The sequence below is a fragment of the Stenotrophomonas sp. STEN240 genome (genome assembly GCF_056756175.1).
In genome coordinates this window covers 55,934-74,013 of sequence record NZ_JBRRBO010000011.1, presented here as the reverse complement: position 1 = coordinate 74,013, position 18,080 = coordinate 55,934, and the positions used below count along the sequence as shown (strand labels likewise).

The window sequence follows — 18,080 nt, the reverse complement described above, 5'->3', positions numbered from 1 at the left end:
AAGCTCAAAGCCAAAGCTCAAAGCCAAAGCTCAAAGCCAAAGCTCAAAGCCAAAGCTCAAAGCTCAAAGCCAAAGCTCAAAGCCAAAGCTCAAAGCTCAAAGCCAAAGGCAAAGGCAAAGGCAAAGCCAAAGGCAAAGCCAAAGGCAAAGCCAAAGGCAAAGCCAAAGGCAAAGCCAAAGGCAAAGCCAAAGGCAAAGCCAAAGGCAAAGCCAAAGGCAAAGCCAAAGGCAAGGCAAAGGCAAGGCAAAGGCAAGGCAAAGGCAAGGCAAAGGCAAGGCAAAGGCAAGGCAAAGGCAAGGCAAAGGCAAAGGCAAGGCAAAGGCAAGGCAAAGGCAAAGGCAAGGCAAAGGCAAAGGCAAAGGCCAGAGGGGCAAGCGCGGTGCCCGGTTCTCGACGTGGCAATGACTAGCGTTCCCTTCTCCCGCTTGCGGGAGAAGGTGCCCCGCAGGGGCGGATGAGGGGAGCCTTTGATCTTGCACAACTGGATCCCACAGCGCCCACAAACCAGAAAGGCCGACGCAATGCGTCGGCCTTTCCTTTGCAACTCATCTCATCCCAACAACAAGCTGGAATCAGGCGCTGGTACGGCTCTGGCCACGGCCGCCACGACGCTGACCACCACCCGGGTGCGCATCACGACGCTGCTGGCCATTGCCGGCATTGCGCTGGCCGCCCGGCTTCTGCGGCTGGCCGCCACGGCCACCGCGCGGTGCATCGCCGGTCGGGCGACGTGCGGCATGGCCGCCGTTGCCGCGACGCGGGGCCTTCTGGCCGCCCGGATGCTCAGCCTTGCCCGGCGCGCTGTTGCCCCAACGGATCGGGGTATGCGGCTCGAAGCCCGGCACATCGCGGATGTCCATGTCGCGGTCGAGCAGGCGCACGATCTGACGCAGCAGCTTGGCTTCGTCCTGTGCAACCAGCGAGACAGCCTCACCGGTCGAGCCGTTGCGGCCGGTACGACCGATACGATGCACGTAGTCTTCCGGCACCATCGGCAGGTCGTAGTTGATGACCTTCGGCAGCTCGTTGATATCGATGCCGCGAGCGGCGATATCGGTGGCCACCAGCACGGTCACGCGGCCGGCCTTGAAGTCTGCCAGTGCGCGCAGGCGCTGGCCCTGGCTCTTGTTGCCGTGGATGGCCGCAGTCTTGATGCCGGACTTTTCCAGGAACAGCGCCAGCTTGTCGCAGCCATGCTTGGTGCGGCCGAACACCAGCGTCTGCACGCGGGAATCTTCAGCCAGCAGGTGCAGCAGCAGCTCACGCTTGCGCGCGCCATCAACCGGGTGCACGCGGTGGGTGATGGTCTCGGCAACGGTGTTCTTCGGCGTAACCTGGATCTGCTCCGGGTTGTGCATGAACTCCAGCGCCAACTGCTTGATGCTCTCTTCGAAGGTCGCAGAGAACAGCAGGGTCTGGCGGTTCTGGCGCGGCAGCTTGGCCAGGATGCGCTTGATCGAGGGCAGGAAGCCCATGTCGAGCATGCGGTCGGCTTCGTCCAGCACCAGGATCTCGACGCCGGACAGGTCGACGCTGCGACGCTCCAGGTGGTCGATCAGGCGGCCCGGGCAGGCGACCAGCAGGTCCACGCCACGGCGCAGGATGTCCAGCTGGTTGCCCATGCCGACGCCGCCGTAGATGCAGGCGCTGGGAATGCGCAGGTACTTGCTGTAACCACGCAGGCTGTCATGCACCTGGGTGGCGAGCTCGCGGGTAGGGGCCAGCACCAGGGCGCGCGGGCGGCGCGGGCCGTTGCCCACGCTCTGCGGCGAGGTGGCCAGGTGCTGCAGCAGCGGCAGGCCAAACGCGGCGGTCTTGCCGGTACCGGTCTGGGCGCCGGCCAGCAGATCGCGGCCGTCCAGCGCAAGCGGAATGGCCTGCTCCTGGATCGGGGTCGGGTTTTCGTAACCCTGCTCGGCGAGCGCGCGCAGCAGGAAGGGCGCAAGGCCCAGGTTTTCAAACGACATGGAGTGCTCCGAAACATGAATAACGCGCGCCCGAAGGGGCTGGCGTTGCTGATCATTGAAGATCAGCTGATCTCGGAGCGTTCCCGTAAACCGCGCTGCAAGATCTGGATGCAACCAACGCGGTGCGCTGGCTGGAATGCGTGACGATAGGCGTCGGAGTGGGGGCGGGCGGGCGGATGGGCCAGATGGCCGCTGATCCTGCACCGCCGGCGGTCCCTGAGGGAAACGGACGGCCGCTGGCAGACCGCGCTAGTCTAAGGGATTGTTGGCGCCGGTACAAAAACCCCTGTTCAGCATTCCTCCGGGAAGGCTGGTCGTGGCTGGCATATTCATTACAATTGAAACTTATTTCTACGCAGACTGGACACTCCCATGAAGCTTGGTTCCCTGAAGGAAGGCGGCCGCGACGGCACCCTGATCGTGGTTTCGCGCGACCTGACCCGCGCCGTGCGGGCCACTGGCATTGCCGCCACCCTGCAGCAGGCGCTGGAGGACTGGTCCAACCTGGCGCCGCGGCTGAACGCCCTGTCCGAGCAGCTCAACGCCGGTAGCGTGGAAGGCGAGTTCGCCGTGGACATGCAGGCGCTGGCCGCGCCGTTGCCGCGCGCCTATGAGTTTGTCGATGGCAGCGCCTACCTGCCGCACGTGGCACGGGTGCGCAAGGCGCGCGGTGCCGAGGTGCCGGAGAGCTTCTACACCGACCCGTTGATGTACCAGGCCACCAGCGCCGGCTTCTACGGCCCGCGCGATGCGGTCAAGGTGATCAGCGAGGACTACGGCATCGACCTGGAAGCCGAGATCGTGGTGATCACCGACGACGTGCCGATGGCGGTGACCCCGGCGCAGGCTGCCGGTCATATCCAGCTGGTGGGCCTGGTCAACGATGTCAGCCTGCGCAACCTGATCCCGGGCGAGCTGGCCAAGGGCTTCGGCTTCCTGCAATCCAAGCCGCGCTCGGCGCTGAGCCCGGTGTTCGTGACCCCGGACGAACTGGGCGCCGCTTGGCAGGACAGCAAGGTGCACCTGCCGCTGCTTACCCATATCAACGGCAAGTGGTTCGGCGCACCGGAAGCCGGCGTCGACATGCAGTTCAATTTCGCCCAGCTGGTGGCGCATGCCGCCAAGACCCGTCCGCTGTCGGCCGGCGCCATTGTCGGCTCGGGCACCATCGCCAATGAGGACACCAGCCTGGGGGCTTCCTGCTTCGCCGAGCAGCGCACCGTCGAGGCGCTGCGTGATGGCAAGCCGTCCACCCCGTTCATGAGTTTTGGTGACGTGGTGCGCATCGAGATGCTGGACCGTGACGGCGTCAGCATTTTTGGTGCGATCGAACAGCAGATCGAGCAGGCATCGCGCCCCTGAGGCGGTATACAAGGTGTTGGCATTGCGTTGGTGGTGAAGGAATCCTCACCACCAACGGGTATTGTTGTGGCGCATGGAAAGGGGGAAATCCGACATGGAAGCAGGGCTGACGCTCTACAGTTACTGGCGCTCAAGCGCCGCGTACCGCGTGCGTATCGGTTTGAATCTGAAAGGTCTGGCGTATGCCGTCACCCCGGTCCATCTGGTACGTGATGGTGGCCAGCAACACGCGGCGGACTACGCCGCGTTGAACCCGCAGGAACTGGTGCCGACGTTGCGCCATGGTGAGCGCGTACTGACCCAGTCGCTGGCCATTCTTGAATACCTGGATGAAGTCTTCCCGGAGCCGACGCTGTTGCCGGCCGATGCCGGCGGGCGTGCCCGCGTGCGCGCGCTGGCGCAGCAGGTGGCCTGCGACATCCATCCGCTGAACAACCTGCGGGTGATGCAGTTCTTCGATCGCGAATGGAACGTGCCGCAGCCCGAGCGCGACGAATGGACGCTGCACTGGATGCGCAAGGGTTTCACCGCGTTGGAGGCGATGGTGGCGGGCTCGTTCGACACCGGTCGTTATTGCCATGGCGCCGAACCGGGGCTGGCCGATTGCTGCCTGGTCCCGCAGTTGTACAACGCCCGTCGTTTCCACCTGGACCTGGCCCCGTACCCAACCCTGCAGCGGATCGAAGAAGCCTGTCTGGCCCTGCCCGCATTCGACGCCGCCCGCCCGGAAAACCAGATCGACGCGATCTAAGCAGCTGCAGAAATCACCGCCCAAACTGTTGTGCGGGAGCGGCAAGCCGCGAAGCCAGCATTGCATTTGTGGGAGCGGCGTAAGCCGCGAAGCCGGCATTGCTTCTGTAGGAGCGGCGTAAGCCGCGAAGCTGACATCCCCTCCGAAGCAGCAGCTGAACCTTATGCGCGCCGAAGCAGGCCCTCAGCTCGGAGCCAGCAGTGGCTTCGCGGCTGACTCCCCTCCCACAAAAAACCATAGCCGTTTCCCCGCTGCTCGGAATGTCGGACCGATACAACTGGGCTGGCCAAGCTGTTGTAGGAGCGGCGTAAGCCGCGAAGCCGGTATTGCATTTGTGGGAGCGGCGTCAGCCGCGAAACCGGCATCCCAACCGAAGCAGCAGATCAACCTGACGCTCGCCGAAGCAGACCTGCAGCTGGGAGCCAGCAGTAGCTTCGCGGCTGACGCCGCTCCCACAAAAATCGTTGCCGTTTCCCCGCTGCTCGGAATGTCAGGCCGATACAACTGGGCTGGCCAAGCTGTTTTAGGAGCGGCGTACCCCGCGAAGCCGGTATTGCATTTGTAGGAGCGGCGTGAGCCGCGAAACCGGCATCCCAACCGAAGCAGCAGCTCAACCTTATGCGCGCCGAAGCAGACCTGCAGCACGGAGCCAGCAGTGGCTTCGCGGCTTACGCCGCTCCTACAAGAGCTCCTGCCACAGCTCCTACAAGAGCTCCTACAAGAAGGGCTTGCCGCAGGCTTGAATCACCCCAAACAACAAAGCCCCGCATCGCGGGGCTTTGTTGTGGGCTATGCCGCAGGCTCAGAAGCCGTGCGTGATTGCCGCTGGTGCTGCCACCGCGAAATCCGCATACGGATCATGCTCGCCGCTGCCGCCTTCGGACAGGCGGAACTTCAAGGCCAGGCCATCGCGCGAGTCGGCGGCGCGCAGCGCCTCCTCCTGCTCGATGATGCCGTCCTTGGCCATGCGGAACAGGCATTGGTCGAAGCTCTGCATGCCTTCTTCCAGCGACTCTTCCATGGCCTGCTTGATCGTGTGAACTTCGCCCCGGCGCAGCAGGTCGCGGATCATCGGCGTATTGAGCAGCACCTCGGTGGCGGGGCGGCGACGGCCGTCCTTGCCCTTGACCAGACGCTGCGAAACCACCGCGCGCAGGTTCAACGAGAGGTTCATCAGTACGTTCTTGTGCGCGCTCTCGGGGAAGAAGTTGAGGATGCGCTCGATGGTCTGGTCGGCGTTGTTGGAGTGCAGCGTGGCCAGGCACAGGTGGCCGGTTTCGGCGAAGGCGATGGCCGCTTCCATGGTTTCGGCGTCCAGGATCTCGCCGATCAGGATCACGTCCGGCGCCTCACGCATCGCGTTCTTCAGCGCGTTGTGGAAGGCATGGGTGTCCAGGCCCACCTCGCGCTGGTTGACGATGGACTGCTTGTGCTTGTGCAGGAACTCGATCGGGTCCTCGATGGTGAGGATGTGCCCGGTCGAGGTGCTGTTGCGGTGGTCGATCATCGACGCCAGCGAGGTCGACTTGCCGGAGCCGGTCGAGCCAACCACCAGCACCAGCCCGCGCGGGGTCATGATCACGTCCTTCAGCACCTGCGGGAGGTTGAGCTCCTCGATGCTGGGGATGCGGCTCTTGATCGCACGGATGACCATGCCCACTTCGCCGCGCTGCTTGAACACGTTGACGCGGAAACGCCCGGCGTCGGCCAGGGCGATGGCCATGTTCAGCTCCAGGTCGCGCTCGAACTGCGGCACCTGGCCCTCGTCCATCAGCGAATAGGCGATTTTCTTGACCATTCCCGGCGGCAGGCCGGTATTGCCCAACGGGTACAACTTGCCTTCAATCTTGATGTAAACCGGCGCTCCGGTCGTCAAAAACATGTCCGAAGCGTTTTTTTCGGTCATCAGCTTCAGGAAATAGCCGATATCCATGCGAAATTTTTCCCCAACAAACGGCGGCCTGCCGTTGCAAGCACGCCTCTGGCTTGACCACAATGGCCGCGCTCAGTCTCCCAAGCCACGGCTCCCCAATGAAACCTAGCTTCGCACAATTAAGAAGATTCCTGTGTGTCACCGCCTGCATATTCGTGCTAAGCGGCAGCGCTCTGGCACAGGATCCGGGCGCAATGGAACTGCTCACCGCACAACAGGCCGTGGAAAAGGCCGACCGCGCCGACGCCGACCAATACGCGCCGGACACGATGGCCATGGCGCGCCAGCAACTGGGCCAGGCCCAGCAGGCCGCAGGCGACCGCCGGCTGCGCAAGCAGGCGCCGGTGCTGGCGCTGCGTGCGGCGGCCGATGCCGATCTGGCGCGGGCGCAGAGTGAAGAGGCCGTCGCGCAGGCCCAGCTGGCCCAGCGCAAGGCCGAGGTTGCACAGCTGCAACGCCAGTTGGCGACAGGGGAGGGACGTTGATGCGGATCAGGAATCTGGTGGTCGTGGGCCTGCTGGCCATGCCGATGCTGGCGCTGGCAGCCGAAGACCCAGCCGTGGGCGCCTTGAACCAGCGGCTGCTGATGCTGCAGGCGGACATGGCCACGGCCGACGTGGCGCCGTTTGAAAAGCTGCAGGCGCAACAGGCCATCGCCGCGCTGGCCAAGGCCAAACGCAAGGACCTGGACGACGCGCGTTATCTGGCCGAGCGCCGGGTTGCCATTGCCGAGGCGGCCAGCCGCACCGCGCTGGCACGGCGCGAAATCGATCAGCTCGAGCGCACCCGCAGCGAGCTGCTGATCGAGGCCAGCCGGCGCGATGCGGCTCGCGCCCGCCAGGAAGCGGAGCAACTGCGCGTGCAGACCCAGATCCAGGCCGAGGAAGCTGAACGCCTGCGTCTGGCCGCCGAAGCCGAGACCCTGGCGCGCCAGGACGCCGAAACCGCGCTTACCAGCGTTGCCGGCCGTCAGCAGCAGCGCCTGAGTGCAGCCCAGCAGAACGCGGCCAAGCTGGCTCGCGAAGAGGCTGAGCTGGTCTCCGGGCAGAAGTTGCCTGCGTCGAAGTTTGACGGACGTGGTGAGGTCTATACCTTCGCTGGCGATGCCTTCGCGGCCGGTCAGGCAGCGCTGTCCGGCGGTGCCCGCAACCAGACCAAGGCCTTGGCCGAGTACCTGAACATCGGCAAGAAGGGCCGGGTCACGATCGAGGCCTACGACAGTGCCAACGGGGTGGGCCAACGCCGCGCGCAGGCGCTCAAGGACGCGCTTGTCGAGGCCGGGGTGGCCGCCAGCCGCATCCAGGTGAGCGGCAAGAAAGCGGCTTCGACACGGGCCCGTTCAGCTGAAGTGATTATTGCCCCGTAACAAACTTAAATGGCTGAACTTGTTAGGTTTTTGTCATTCGGCGATGGCTGAATGTGGTCGAGTTCGGATATTCAGGAAACGTTCCCGCAGAACGCTTGCCGGAACCTTTTTGCAGGCGTAGGGTCAATTGTCCGGGCGGCAACTCCGTCGCCCGGACAACGGAGGGCCGAGCCGGTGCAAGCATGGCGCGAACCAGTAACCGATAGCTTCTGGCAGGTTGGCCAGGGCGCGGTGGGTGGTGCCGGCTTGGGCGGTCCCGGCTTTCCAATCCAGCAACGCCCCGTGCCACCCGGCCGGGGCGTTCTTGTTTCTGCATGAAGGAGGTAGTCATGTTCGAAGGGCAGCCGCAGAGTGAAATCGACGCATTGGCCAAGGCCAACCCGGAGTTCAAGCAGCTCTACCAACAGCATAAGAAGCTGAACAAGAAATGCATGGACGCGGAGCTGGGTGTGCTCCCGATTGATGGGGTCACCCTGGGACAGATGAAACGGGAAAAACTGCTGGCCAAGCAGAAGCTCCTGCGGATTTACGAAAACAGCCTCAACTAAACCTTCCCCACGCTTCACCGCTTATGTCGCGGACGGTGGCGGCCTCCTCGTCGGCCGTCATTGTCCGCGCCACTTGCCAGGGTGGATCCGGTGCCGGAAAGCGTCATTAACTGACTTTCCTTCACAACCATCGGATAATCATCGGTCCGGCCGCTTGCGGCGCGATCTGAACCAAACCGATGCCCATCCATTCCTCCATCCTCGAACTCATCGGCAATACGCCCATCATCAAGGCCCAGCGCCTGGATGTCGGCGTGTGCGAGCTGTACCTCAAGATGGAGAGCGCCAACCCGGGCGGGTCGATCAAGGACCGCATCGGGCTGTCGATGATCGAGGCGGCCGAAAAGCGCGGGGATCTCAAGCCGGGCGCGACGCTGGTCGAGGGCACTGCCGGCAATACCGGCCTGGGCCTGGCGCTGGTGGCGCAGCAGAAAGGCTACAAGCTGATCCTCGTGGTTCCCGACAAGATGAGCCGGGAAAAGATCTTCAACCTGAAGGCCATGGGCGCCGAAGTGGTGCTGACCCGTTCGGACGTGGCCAAGGGCCACCCGGAGTACTACCAGGACCTGGCCAAGACCGTCGCCGACCGTACCCCCGGCGCCTATTTCATCAACCAGTTCGGCAACCCCGACAACCCGGCTGCGCACGAGTTCGGTACCGGCCCGGAAATCATCGAGCAGATGGGCGGCGACCTGGACGCGATCGTGTTCGGCTGCGGCAGCTCCGGCACCATGACCGGCCTGTCGCGCGCCTTCGCCAAGCTCTCGCCCAAGACCGAGCTGGTGCTGGCCGACCCGGTCGGCTCGATCCTGGCCGAGTACATCAACGAGGGCACGCTGAACGAAAAGTCCGGCAGCTGGCTGGTGGAAGGCATCGGCGAGGATTTCCTGCCGGATATCGCCGATTTCAGCCGGGTCAAGAAGGCTTATGCCATCACTGATGCCGAGAGCTTCCACACCGCGCGCGAGCTGCTGGGCAAGGAAGGCATCCTTGGTGGTTCCTCGACCGGCACCCTGTTGGCTGCCGCGTTGAAGTACTGCCGTGAGCAGACCATGCCGAAGAAGGTGCTGGTGCTGGTGCCGGATACCGGCAACAAGTACCTGTCCAAGATGTACAACGATTACTGGATGCTGGACAACGGTTTCCTGGAGCGCCCGCAGTTCGGCGACCTGCGCGACCTGATCCTGCGCCCGTACAGCCAGCGCGATACCGTGGTGGTGGGCCCGAAGGACCTGCTGACCACCGCCTACCAGCGCATGAAGCTGTACGACGTGTCGCAGCTGCCGGTGATGGAAGGCAATCAGCTGGTCGGCATCATCGATGAAAGCGATGTGCTGCTGCACGTTTATGGCGACGAAGCCCGTTTCCGCGACCCGGTGTCGGTGGCCATGGTCAGCAAGCTGGACAGCTTGGACGTCAAATCGCCGATCGAGGCCCTGCTGCCGGTGTTCGACCGCGGCCAGGTGGCGATCATCACCGATGGTGACGCATTCCTCGGTTTGATCACCCGCATCGACCTGCTGAACTACCTGCGTCGCCGCGTTCAGTAAACCTGGCTGGTCCCCTCCGTAAGAGGGGGCCACGGTAGATTCAGACAGCACTGATAGAATTTCGCCCCTTTAGCTGGAAGCCCTTATGACGGATCAGCATTCACGCAGCCAGGACGGCGAGCGCGCCTTGTCGCTTGCCACGTTGGCCATCCACGGCGGGCAGTCGCCTGACCCCAGCACCGGCGCAGTCATGCCGCCGATCTACGCGACCTCGACCTATGCGCAGTCCAGCCCGGGCGAGCATCAGGGTTTTGAGTACTCGCGTACGCACAACCCGACCCGCTTCGCCTACGAGCGTTGTGTGGCCTCGCTGGAAGGCGGCACGCGCGGCTTTGCCTTTGCGTCGGGCATGGCGGCCAGCTCCACCGTGATCGAACTGCTGGATGCCGGCAGCCACGTGGTGGCGATGGATGACATCTACGGCGGCAGTTTCCGCCTGTTCGAGCGGGTGCGTCGCCGCACCGCCGCGCTGGATTTCAGCTTCGTCGACCTGACCGACCTGGCCGCGTTCGAGGCTGCGATCACGCCCAAGACGAAGATGCTGTGGATCGAAACGCCGACCAACCCGATGCTGAAGATCGTGGACATCGCTGCGGTGGCCGCAATCGCCAAGCGTCACGGTCTGATCGTGGTGGTGGACAACACCTTCGCCTCGCCGATGCTGCAGCGTCCGCTGGAACTTGGCGCTGACCTGGTGCTGCATTCGGCCACCAAGTACCTCAATGGCCATTCCGACATGGTCGGCGGCATGGTGGTGGTGGGTGACAACGCCGAGCTGGCCGAGCAGATGGCTTTCCTGCAGAACTCCATCGGTGGCGTGCAGGGCCCGTTCGACAGCTTCCTGGCCCTACGCGGCCTGAAGACCCTGCCGCTGCGCATGAAGGCGCATTGCGCCAATGCGATGGACCTGGCCACCTGGCTGGAAACCCATCCGGCAGTGGAAAAGGTGATCTACCCGGGCCTGGCCTCGCACCCGCAGCATGAACTGGCGGGCAAGCAGATGGCCGGCTACGGTGGCATCGTCTCGATCGTGCTCAAGGGCGGATTCGAAGCGGCCAAGCGCTTCTGCGAACGCACCGAACTGTTCACCCTGGCCGAGTCCCTCGGCGGCGTGGAAAGCCTGGTCAACCACCCGGCAGTGATGACCCATGCCTCGATTCCTGTGGCTCGCCGCGAACAGCTGGGCATCAGTGATGCGCTGGTGAGGCTGAGCGTGGGGGTTGAGGATGTTGAGGATTTGCGGGTGGATCTGGAAAGGGCGTTGGGTGGGAACCGCTGAGCATGGGAATCCTCTCGGTTTTCGGTAAGCATCGTTCGCTTACCTTTGAGCTTACCCAGCGCGAGGTGCTTGGTCGTTACCGTGGCGCAAGCTTTGGTTTGTTGTGGTCGCTGATCAGTCCGTTCCTGATGCTGGTGGTCTACACCATGGCCTTCGGCTTCATCATGAAGGGGCGTTGGCCGGGATCGACCGGGTCCACCACCGATTTTGCGCTGATCCTGTTCGCGGGCCTTACCGTGCACGGGTTCTTCGCCGAGTGTTTCACCCGTGCACCGCAGCTTATCGTCAGCAACACCGGCTACGTCAAACGCGTGGTGTTTCCTCTGGATATCCTAGTGTGGAGCATGACTCTTTCGGCCTTGTTCCATCTGCTGATGAACATGGTGGTGCTGCTTTTGATGTACTTGTGTGTGAAAGGCAGCATCCATGCTACCGCCCTGCTACTGCCGGTGGTGGTTCTGCCACTGGTCATCCTGACGGTCGGCATCGGTTGGATCACTTCTGCGCTTGGTGTGTACCTGCGCGATATCGGCCAGATAGCTGGCGTCATTGCCGCAGCCATGCTGTTCTTGTCCTCGGCAATCATTCCGGTCGAGTCGGTGCCAGCCAGCTACCGCGTCGTGTTCGAGCTCAACCCGCTGACATTCATCATCAACCAGGTTCGCGAAGTGGTGATCTGGGGTCGCCTGCCGGATTGGGCGGGCCTAGGCCTCTACACCCTGATCGCCTGCGTGGTTGCCTTCATTGGCCACCGTCTGTTCAACAAGTTGCGCGTGGGGTTTGCCGATGTCCTCTGAAGTCGGCGTGGCCGAGACCGTTATCGAGGTCAAAGGAGTCGGTAAGTCCTACCATATGTACGAGCGTCCTTCGCATCGCCTGTGGCAGGCACTGGCCGGCAAGCGGAAGTCGTTCTACAAGGATTTCTGGGCGCTGCGGGATGTGAGCATCTCGATTCGCCGAGGCCAGACGGTGGGCATAGTCGGTCGCAATGGGTCGGGCAAGTCGACTCTGCTGCAGATGATTGCTGGCACCTTGAACCCAACCGAGGGCAGCATCAAGGTAAAGGGCCGCGTGGCCGCACTGCTGGAGCTGGGTAGCGGTTTCAATCCGGAGTTCACCGGTCGCGAGAACGTCTACCTAAACGCCGCAATCCTGGGCCTGTCGCGTGCGCAGATCGACCAACGCCTGGACAGCATTCTGGCGTTCGCCGACATCGGTGAGTTCATCGACCAGCCAGTGCGCAGTTATTCCAGCGGCATGTCGGTACGCTTGGCGTTTGCAGTGATTGCTCATGTCGATGCCGATATCTTGATCATTGATGAGGCACTGGCGGTCGGTGATGCGTTCTTCTCACAGAAGTGCATGCGATTCCTGCGGGAGTTCCAGAAGCACGGTACGCTGCTGTTCGTCAGCCATGATGCAGCTGCCGTAACCAACCTGTGCGAGAACGCCGTGTGGTTGCAGGACGGCCGCATGCGTCTGTCCGGCACCTCGCAGGAGGTGGTCGAGGCCTACATGACCGAGCAGCACCTAGTGGGTCGGCGCGAGGTGGGCGTGGACGACATAGTGGTCGAGGGGAAGCAGCGGCGGCGTGTTGCTGACGCCCCGGACTTCCGACAGCAGGCATTGCTGGAGGCCGGCGTCACAAACCGCATCGCGCTGTTCCAGTTCGACCCTGACAATGTTGGGCAGGAATTCGGTGCTCAGGGCGCGCGTATCATGGATGTCACGCTCACGGACGAGCACGGCGCGCCGCTGGGGCTGGCCGAAGGCGGTGAGCTGGTACGCCTGCGTATCCGGGTCGAGCTGGTGCAGGCGCTGGACAACGTTATCGTCGGCTTCTACGTCAAGGATCGCCTGGGCCAGCGCCTGTTCGGCGACAACAGTTACTTCGCTTGCAAAGATGCGCCGGTAGGCGGCATGCCAGGGGAGTCCATTGCGGCGTCTTTTCTGTTCCGCATGCCGGTGATGCCTTCCGGCTCTTACATGATCGATGCAGCGGTGGCTTCCGGCGACCAGCACGACCATACCCAACAGCACTGGATCCATGACGCGTTGGAGTTTCGCGCGATCGACGAGACCATGCGGTTTGGCCTAGTGGGCTTGCCCATGCTAGCCATCGATGTCAACAAGGAACCCTGATGATCGAGTTCACCGGCGAACGTTTCGTCCCAACCGAGTACGGCGTGATACGCCAAGAGCATCTGCATCGATACGCCTGGTGCCTGCCGCTGGTCGCGGGCAAGGACGTGCTCGACGTGGCTAGCGGCGAAGGCTATGGCAGTGCGATGCTGGCTGGTCGTGCACAGTCGGTGTGCGGCGTGGATATTTCGCCCGAGGCTGTGGCCCATGCGGCGCAGCGTTACACCAATCTGCACAATCTGCGTTACCTGCAAGGCTCGGCTGCGGCCATCCCATTGCCCGACGACAGCGTGGACGTTGTGGTGTCTTTCGAGACGATCGAACATCTATACGAGCAGGAAGAGATGATGTCCGAGATCCGCCGAGTGCTGCGGCCGGGTGGCGTGATGGTCATGTCTTCGCCGAACAAAGAGGTGTACTCCGACCGTGCTGGTTACCACAACGAGTACCACGTGAAGGAGCTTTACCTAGAGGAATTCCAGGCACTGGTGGCACGACACTTTCCTGCTTCGCGCCTGTGTGGCCACCGGATGTCGGTTTGTTCGACGATCACGTCGCTGGATGGCGGTCCGGACCAACAGGTCTACCAGGCTCTGACCGATACCGGTGAAGGGGTGGTGGAACGCGCAGCGCTGATTCCCGATGCGGTTTATTTCGTGATAGTCGCTGCGGCCGAGCCATCGCTGCTGCCGCAACTGCCGGCGTCCGTGCTGTATGCCGAAACAGAGGATCTCTACGCACACCACCATGAGGTTGCCCGCTGGGCGCAGGCTCAGGATGCGGAGATCGGTGAATTGCGCGGCCATGTCGTGCGTGAGCAGTCGGTTGTGGCTGGATTGCACAGGCAACTTGAGGCAATGCGAGTACAAGAGGGTAGCCAACGCGCGCTTGCCGACTCGCTTCACGGTGAACTTTCGACCGAGAGGGCCAAGGCTGATTCGCTTCATAACGAACTGTCCACCGAGAAGGCCAAGGCTGATTCGCTTCATAACGAACTGTCCACCGAGAAGGCTAAGGTCAAACAGCTCGAAACAGCCATGGCCGAGATCTGGGAAGCACGCGGTGGGCTTCAGCAGAGGCTCAATGCAGTGATCGGCTTGACCGATACCGCACGTCATGCGCTACAGCTGCACCACCAGCAGATCCAGCACTTGATGGAGCGCTCCGGAGTGAGTCGTGAGGACGCCGCGGTAGGGCTGGAGGGTGTAGCAGATGCAGACGAAGTATCTGCAGTGCTGACATCCTACCGGGCCGAACTCCAGGCGCTGCAGAAACTCGCTACATCGTTGATTAACTCGCGTTCCTGGCGCGTCACCAAGCCGTTGCGCTTCGCCGGTCGCGTGTTGCGCGGCGAATGGCGCACAGTGCTTCAGTCGCTGCGCGCCTCCGGAGTAGCTCAGCATCCGTTGCTCAAGCCGATGGTGCCGATGGCCAAGCGTATGCTGTTGCGGCAGGATGCCTCCGTGTTGGCGGCGCTAGATGGATTATTGCTGGACGACGTCAAGCGCGATCCGCAGGCGGTCCAGAAGGGGATTCGCTTTGCGGAGGTCCAGGATCCGATCGTCAGCATCGTGGTTCCCACGTACGGTAACTACGAGCAGAGCCTCGCGTGCGTGGCATCCATTGCTCGTGTCGGGGCGAAGGTTTCCTTCGAAGTACTGATACTGGAGGATGCCTCCGGAGATCCCCAGATCGATGCTTTGTCAACCATTCCTGGTCTTCGCTACCACGTCAACCCAAAGAATCTGGGCTTTTTGCGCTCCTGTAATCAGTCGCTGAGGCTGGCCAAGGGGCGGTATGTTTGCCTGCTCAACAATGACACCGAAGTCCGTCCGGGATGGCTGGATGCCATGGTCGATGTGTTCGACAGCCATCCCGATGCCGGCTTGGTTGGTTCCAAATTGGTGTATCCAGACGGACGGCTGCAGGAAGCTGGCGGCATAGTCTGGTCTGATGGCAGCGCATGGAATTATGGCCGCCTGCAGGATCCGTCGCATCCGGAGTACAACTACCTGAAGGAAGTCGACTACGCGTCCGGGGCATCAATCATGCTGCCGATGGCTCTTTTCCAAGAGCTCGGCGGTTTCGATGACCATTTTGCACCGGCTTACTACGAAGACACGGATATTGCTTTTCGGGTGCGTGCGCGTGGACTGAAGGTCTATATGCAGCCAGCATCGGTGGTGGTGCACTATGAAGGTGTATCCAGTGGCACTGATGAAGGTTGCGGCGTCAAAGCATGGCAGGCGATCAATCGCGATAAGTTTTTTGCGCGCTGGAAGGCCGCGCTTGAACAGGGGCAGTTCGCCAACGGCGAACACGTCTTCCTTGCGCGTGATCGCTCGCGCAGCAAGCGTCATGTATTGGTGGTCGATCACTACATTCCGCAGCCGGATCGCGATGCTGGTTCACGTGCGACCTGCCAAGTGATGCATACGCTGCTGCGCGAGGGGTGCCAGGTAACTTTCTGGCCAGCAAATGCCTACTTCGATGCGGCCTATGCCCCACCGCTACAGCGTGCTGGCATCGAGGTGATGCACGGTGCGGATTGTGTCGGCGTGGCTGGGTTTGAGGCATGGATGGCCAGCAACGGGCGCTACTTGGACGCGGTCATCCTCAACCGACCCCACGTGTCGGCCGAATTGGTTGCCAGCGTTCGCCAGCACAGCAAGGCGGCCTTGGTTTATTACGGTCACGACATACATCATCTGCGAATGCAGCAACAATTGCAGTTGCAGCCAGATGCTGCGCTGGCAAGCGAGGTCGAGCGTTTTCGTGATTTCGAGCATGCGCTATGGCAGGAGACCGATGTGGTCCTGTATCCGTCGAACGACGAGACTGCTCACGTCCGCAATTGGCTAGCGAGCAATGCGCCGAACGCGACCGGTCGTGCAGAAACCATTCCTCTCTACGCCTTTGAGCCGGTTGCCGATGCCGATGTGCCGGAAGCGAAGGAGCGGCGGGATATCCTGTTCGTTGCTGGTTTCGCACATGCGCCGAACGTGGATGCCGCGCAATGGTTCGTTGAAAAGGTCTTGCCATTGGTGCAGGCGCAGCTGCCGACAGTGCGTATGAGTCTGGTGGGATCCAATCCGCGCCCGGAAATCCTGGCCATGGCCTCGGATAGTATCGACGTTACCGGATATGTGAGTGACGAGGTACTGGAGGGTTGGTACCGCAGGGCTCGCATCTCAGTGGCACCGCTGCGCTTCGGAGGTGGCGTCAAGGGAAAGGTGTTGGAGAGCCTTCGGCACGGCCTACCTTGCGTGACTACATCGGTCGGCATGCAGGGGTTGGGCGAGGCGGCTGCGTTCATGCCTGTCGCCGATGATGCCGACGGCATGGCGGCGCATATAGTGATGCTGTTGCAGGACGATGCACGTTGGCAGCAGGTTTCGGCCGACAGCCGCGGATTCATCGCACGTCACTACTCGGATGATGCCCTGCGGCGTATTCTGTCGAAGGCCATTGTGGCTGGTTGAGGACTCGGGTCCATATCCTGTGCCGGCTGCGTATGTCGCCGCCATCCAGGTGATGGTTTGTGGGGCATGAACGCGGGCTTTACGCTGCTGTTCGCATGCGTAAGAATGCGGCGTCTTCGCCTCTATTGCCGGCGAACTCTAGGGATATTTCATGTGGACTCAATCGCGTGCGCTGTTGGTTTGTGCATTGGTGCTGACATTGGTTGGCTGTTGTGATGAAGCCGGACGGCGCCGGGCTGGCGCCGTCGGAACCGCCCCCGAGCTGCCTGGCATGCAGGCGGCGGTAACGGAAGCATCCGTTGTCGGAATGAGCCTGGTCCACGCAAGTGTCGAAGGTATGGTGGTTGAACCGAAGATACTCAAGCTTGATTGCAACGGTGCGGCCGGATCATCCGCCGAAGTGCAGGTTGTCTGGAGATCAGAGGTCGCTGGTGCGTCTTTCGTGAAGATCACGGTGGGAAGTCTGACTCAGACACCAAAGCTCTGGGTGGAAGGGGGCGCAGCGGGCACCGAAGTGACTGGACCGTGGATCAATGATGGTTCCGAACTGACACTGAGTGATGGCAGCGGTCGCATTCTGGCCACCATCCGCGCTGAGGCTACGGCCTGCTCGTCGCCCTGATCGCGGCTGTTCCAGTACAACCTTTCCATGCTCATCGGAGCTGTAATTTGAAAATGCCTGTCTTTGGATTCGGTGCGAGCCGTTTCGTGCTTGCGTCGTTGGTGGCGGCCTCGCACTTGTGGTCCAACATGCCGCATGGCTATGCGGCTTATGCGGTGTGGGCGTTCTTCGTACTCAGTGGCTTCCTCATGACCTTGGTGCTGACGACCAAGTATGGCTTTGATGGAGCCGGTCTGAAGGCCTACGCGTTCAATCGCTTCATGCGCATTTTCCCGCTTTACTGGCTGGCTGCGATCATAGGCTTGCTCACCCTGTGGTACTACGGCAGCGTAGGTATCGATCTTCGGCCCATTAACGGCGAGTTTCACATGCCGCGCGGCCTGCAAGACTGGGCCTACGTGGTTACCCTGTTCCCGGGCATCAACCGCGGCGGTCTTCCGGTGCCGGTCGCAAATGCGCTGGCCATCGAGGTAGGTTTTTACCTGCTTATGCCGATGATGGCGACTTCCCGTGGCGCGGCTGCGCTCGGTGTAGTTATAGGCGCGTTGATCAACCTCAAGCTGGGTATTCAGCAGGACAGTTTCGGTGAGCGCTATGCAACGTTCTTGCCCTGCCTCTTGCCATTCGCCGTCGGTGCGCTGATCTGCCAGTACCGTGAGGTTCTGCAGCGCATCCGCATGCCGTTCATCAGTTGTGCGGCGTGGCTTCTGCACGGCGCGGTATGGTTTTTCGTGCCAAGTTGGCCTTGGGACTGGGGGCTGTACGCTTCCATGCTGTTGTCGGCCTGGATGGTGATATCGCTGCACCAACAGCGCGGCGGCAAGCTGGACAAGATGCTTGGTGACCTGAGCTATCCGGTGTACCTAGTCCACACCACGGTGGCCGCTTGGTTCGTCTGCGCCTGTGGCTTCACCAGACCATTTACCACGTTCTTTCTGCCCGCATTCGCAGTCACTGTTGCGTTGTCCTGGCTGATCGTCGTGCTGGTCGATCGCCCGCTTTCACGCCTGAAGCGGAAGCCGCCCGCACACGTGGCGGAAGCTCGCTAGAGACACTGTTCAAAAGTACAAATAGAGG

16 protein-coding genes are annotated in these 18,080 nt (G+C 62.0%); 13 read left to right on the top strand and 3 right to left on the bottom strand.

Annotated elements, in window-relative coordinates:
- Positions 1-89 precede the first annotated feature (89 nt).
- Both ACVOKO_RS07260 and ACVOKO_RS07255 read right to left on the bottom strand, forming a co-directional pair.
- Positions 90-482, bottom strand: a complete 393-nt coding sequence (locus tag ACVOKO_RS07260; protein ID WP_346498266.1) for a hypothetical protein — start codon at positions 480-482, stop codon at positions 90-92.
- 91 nt (positions 483-573) lie between these two features.
- Entirely contained in the window at positions 574-1,968 is a 1,395-nt protein-coding gene (locus tag ACVOKO_RS07255) for a DEAD/DEAH box helicase (protein WP_346498265.1), read from the bottom strand.
- Positions 1,969-1,983: 15 nt separating this feature from the next.
- Here ACVOKO_RS07255 and ACVOKO_RS07250 point away from each other — a divergent pair, with 15 nt between their 5' ends.
- From ACVOKO_RS07250 to maiA, 3 genes are all read left to right on the top strand, one after another.
- Entirely contained in the window at positions 1,984-2,112 is a 129-nt protein-coding gene (locus tag ACVOKO_RS07250; protein WP_346498264.1) for a hypothetical protein, read from the top strand.
- Between the two features lie 228 nt (positions 2,113-2,340).
- Positions 2,341-3,330 (top strand): fumarylacetoacetate hydrolase family protein, encoded by a 990-nt coding sequence (locus ACVOKO_RS07245; protein ID WP_346498263.1) that lies wholly within the window; start codon positions 2,341-2,343, stop codon positions 3,328-3,330.
- Positions 3,331-3,424: 94 nt separating this feature from the next.
- Entirely contained in the window at positions 3,425-4,081 is a 657-nt protein-coding gene (gene maiA, locus ACVOKO_RS07240; protein ID WP_346498262.1) for a maleylacetoacetate isomerase, read from the top strand.
- Positions 4,082-4,883: 802 nt separating this feature from the next.
- On the opposite strand, the gene ACVOKO_RS07235 is transcribed toward maiA, so the two are convergent.
- Positions 4,884-6,014 (bottom strand): PilT/PilU family type 4a pilus ATPase, encoded by a 1,131-nt coding sequence (locus ACVOKO_RS07235; RefSeq protein ID WP_346498261.1) that lies wholly within the window; start codon positions 6,012-6,014, stop codon positions 4,884-4,886.
- Positions 6,015-6,112: 98 nt separating this feature from the next.
- Between ACVOKO_RS07235 and ACVOKO_RS07230 the strand changes: the two genes are divergently transcribed.
- The 10 genes from ACVOKO_RS07230 (at position 6,113) to ACVOKO_RS07185 (ending at position 18,052) form a co-directional block, all read left to right on the top strand.
- A complete protein-coding gene (locus ACVOKO_RS07230) occupies positions 6,113-6,499 on the top strand; it encodes a DUF4398 domain-containing protein (RefSeq protein WP_346498260.1) in 387 nt (128 codons plus the stop codon).
- Positions 6,499-7,380: an OmpA family protein gene (locus ACVOKO_RS07225; protein ID WP_346498259.1), complete on the top strand. Its 882-nt coding sequence runs from the start codon at positions 6,499-6,501 to the stop codon at positions 7,378-7,380. Before ACVOKO_RS07230 ends, ACVOKO_RS07225 begins: the two co-directional genes overlap by 1 nt.
- Before the next feature lie 329 nt (positions 7,381-7,709).
- Positions 7,710-7,928 carry an HP1242/YdcH family protein gene (locus tag ACVOKO_RS07220; protein ID WP_057627287.1) on the top strand — a complete coding sequence of 73 codons (219 nt, stop codon included), beginning with the start codon at positions 7,710-7,712 and terminating at the stop codon, positions 7,926-7,928.
- 179 nt (positions 7,929-8,107) lie between these two features.
- A complete protein-coding gene (locus ACVOKO_RS07215) occupies positions 8,108-9,478 on the top strand; it encodes a pyridoxal-phosphate dependent enzyme (RefSeq protein ID WP_346498258.1) in 1,371 nt (456 codons plus the stop codon).
- Between the two features lie 85 nt (positions 9,479-9,563).
- Positions 9,564-10,757 (top strand): cystathionine gamma-synthase, encoded by a 1,194-nt coding sequence (locus ACVOKO_RS07210; RefSeq protein ID WP_346498257.1) that lies wholly within the window; start codon positions 9,564-9,566, stop codon positions 10,755-10,757.
- 2 nt (positions 10,758-10,759) lie between these two features.
- Entirely contained in the window at positions 10,760-11,554 is a 795-nt protein-coding gene (locus tag ACVOKO_RS07205; RefSeq protein ID WP_346498256.1) for an ABC transporter permease, read from the top strand.
- On the top strand, positions 11,544-12,899 hold the full coding sequence (locus ACVOKO_RS07200) for an ABC transporter ATP-binding protein (protein WP_346498255.1): 1,356 nt from the start codon (positions 11,544-11,546) through the stop codon (positions 12,897-12,899). The genes ACVOKO_RS07205 and ACVOKO_RS07200 overlap by 11 nt, the downstream gene beginning before the upstream one ends.
- A complete protein-coding gene (locus ACVOKO_RS07195) occupies positions 12,899-16,381 on the top strand; it encodes a glycosyltransferase (protein WP_346498254.1) in 3,483 nt (1,160 codons plus the stop codon). The genes ACVOKO_RS07200 and ACVOKO_RS07195 overlap by 1 nt, the downstream gene beginning before the upstream one ends.
- A 151-nt stretch (positions 16,382-16,532) precedes the next feature.
- Complete coding sequence (locus tag ACVOKO_RS07190) at positions 16,533-17,003, top strand: hypothetical protein (RefSeq protein ID WP_346498253.1); 471 nt, start codon at positions 16,533-16,535, stop codon at positions 17,001-17,003.
- A 53-nt stretch (positions 17,004-17,056) separates the two neighbouring features.
- Positions 17,057-18,052: an acyltransferase family protein gene (locus ACVOKO_RS07185; protein WP_346498300.1), complete on the top strand. Its 996-nt coding sequence runs from the start codon at positions 17,057-17,059 to the stop codon at positions 18,050-18,052.
- The last annotated feature ends 28 nt before the right edge of the window (positions 18,053-18,080 follow it).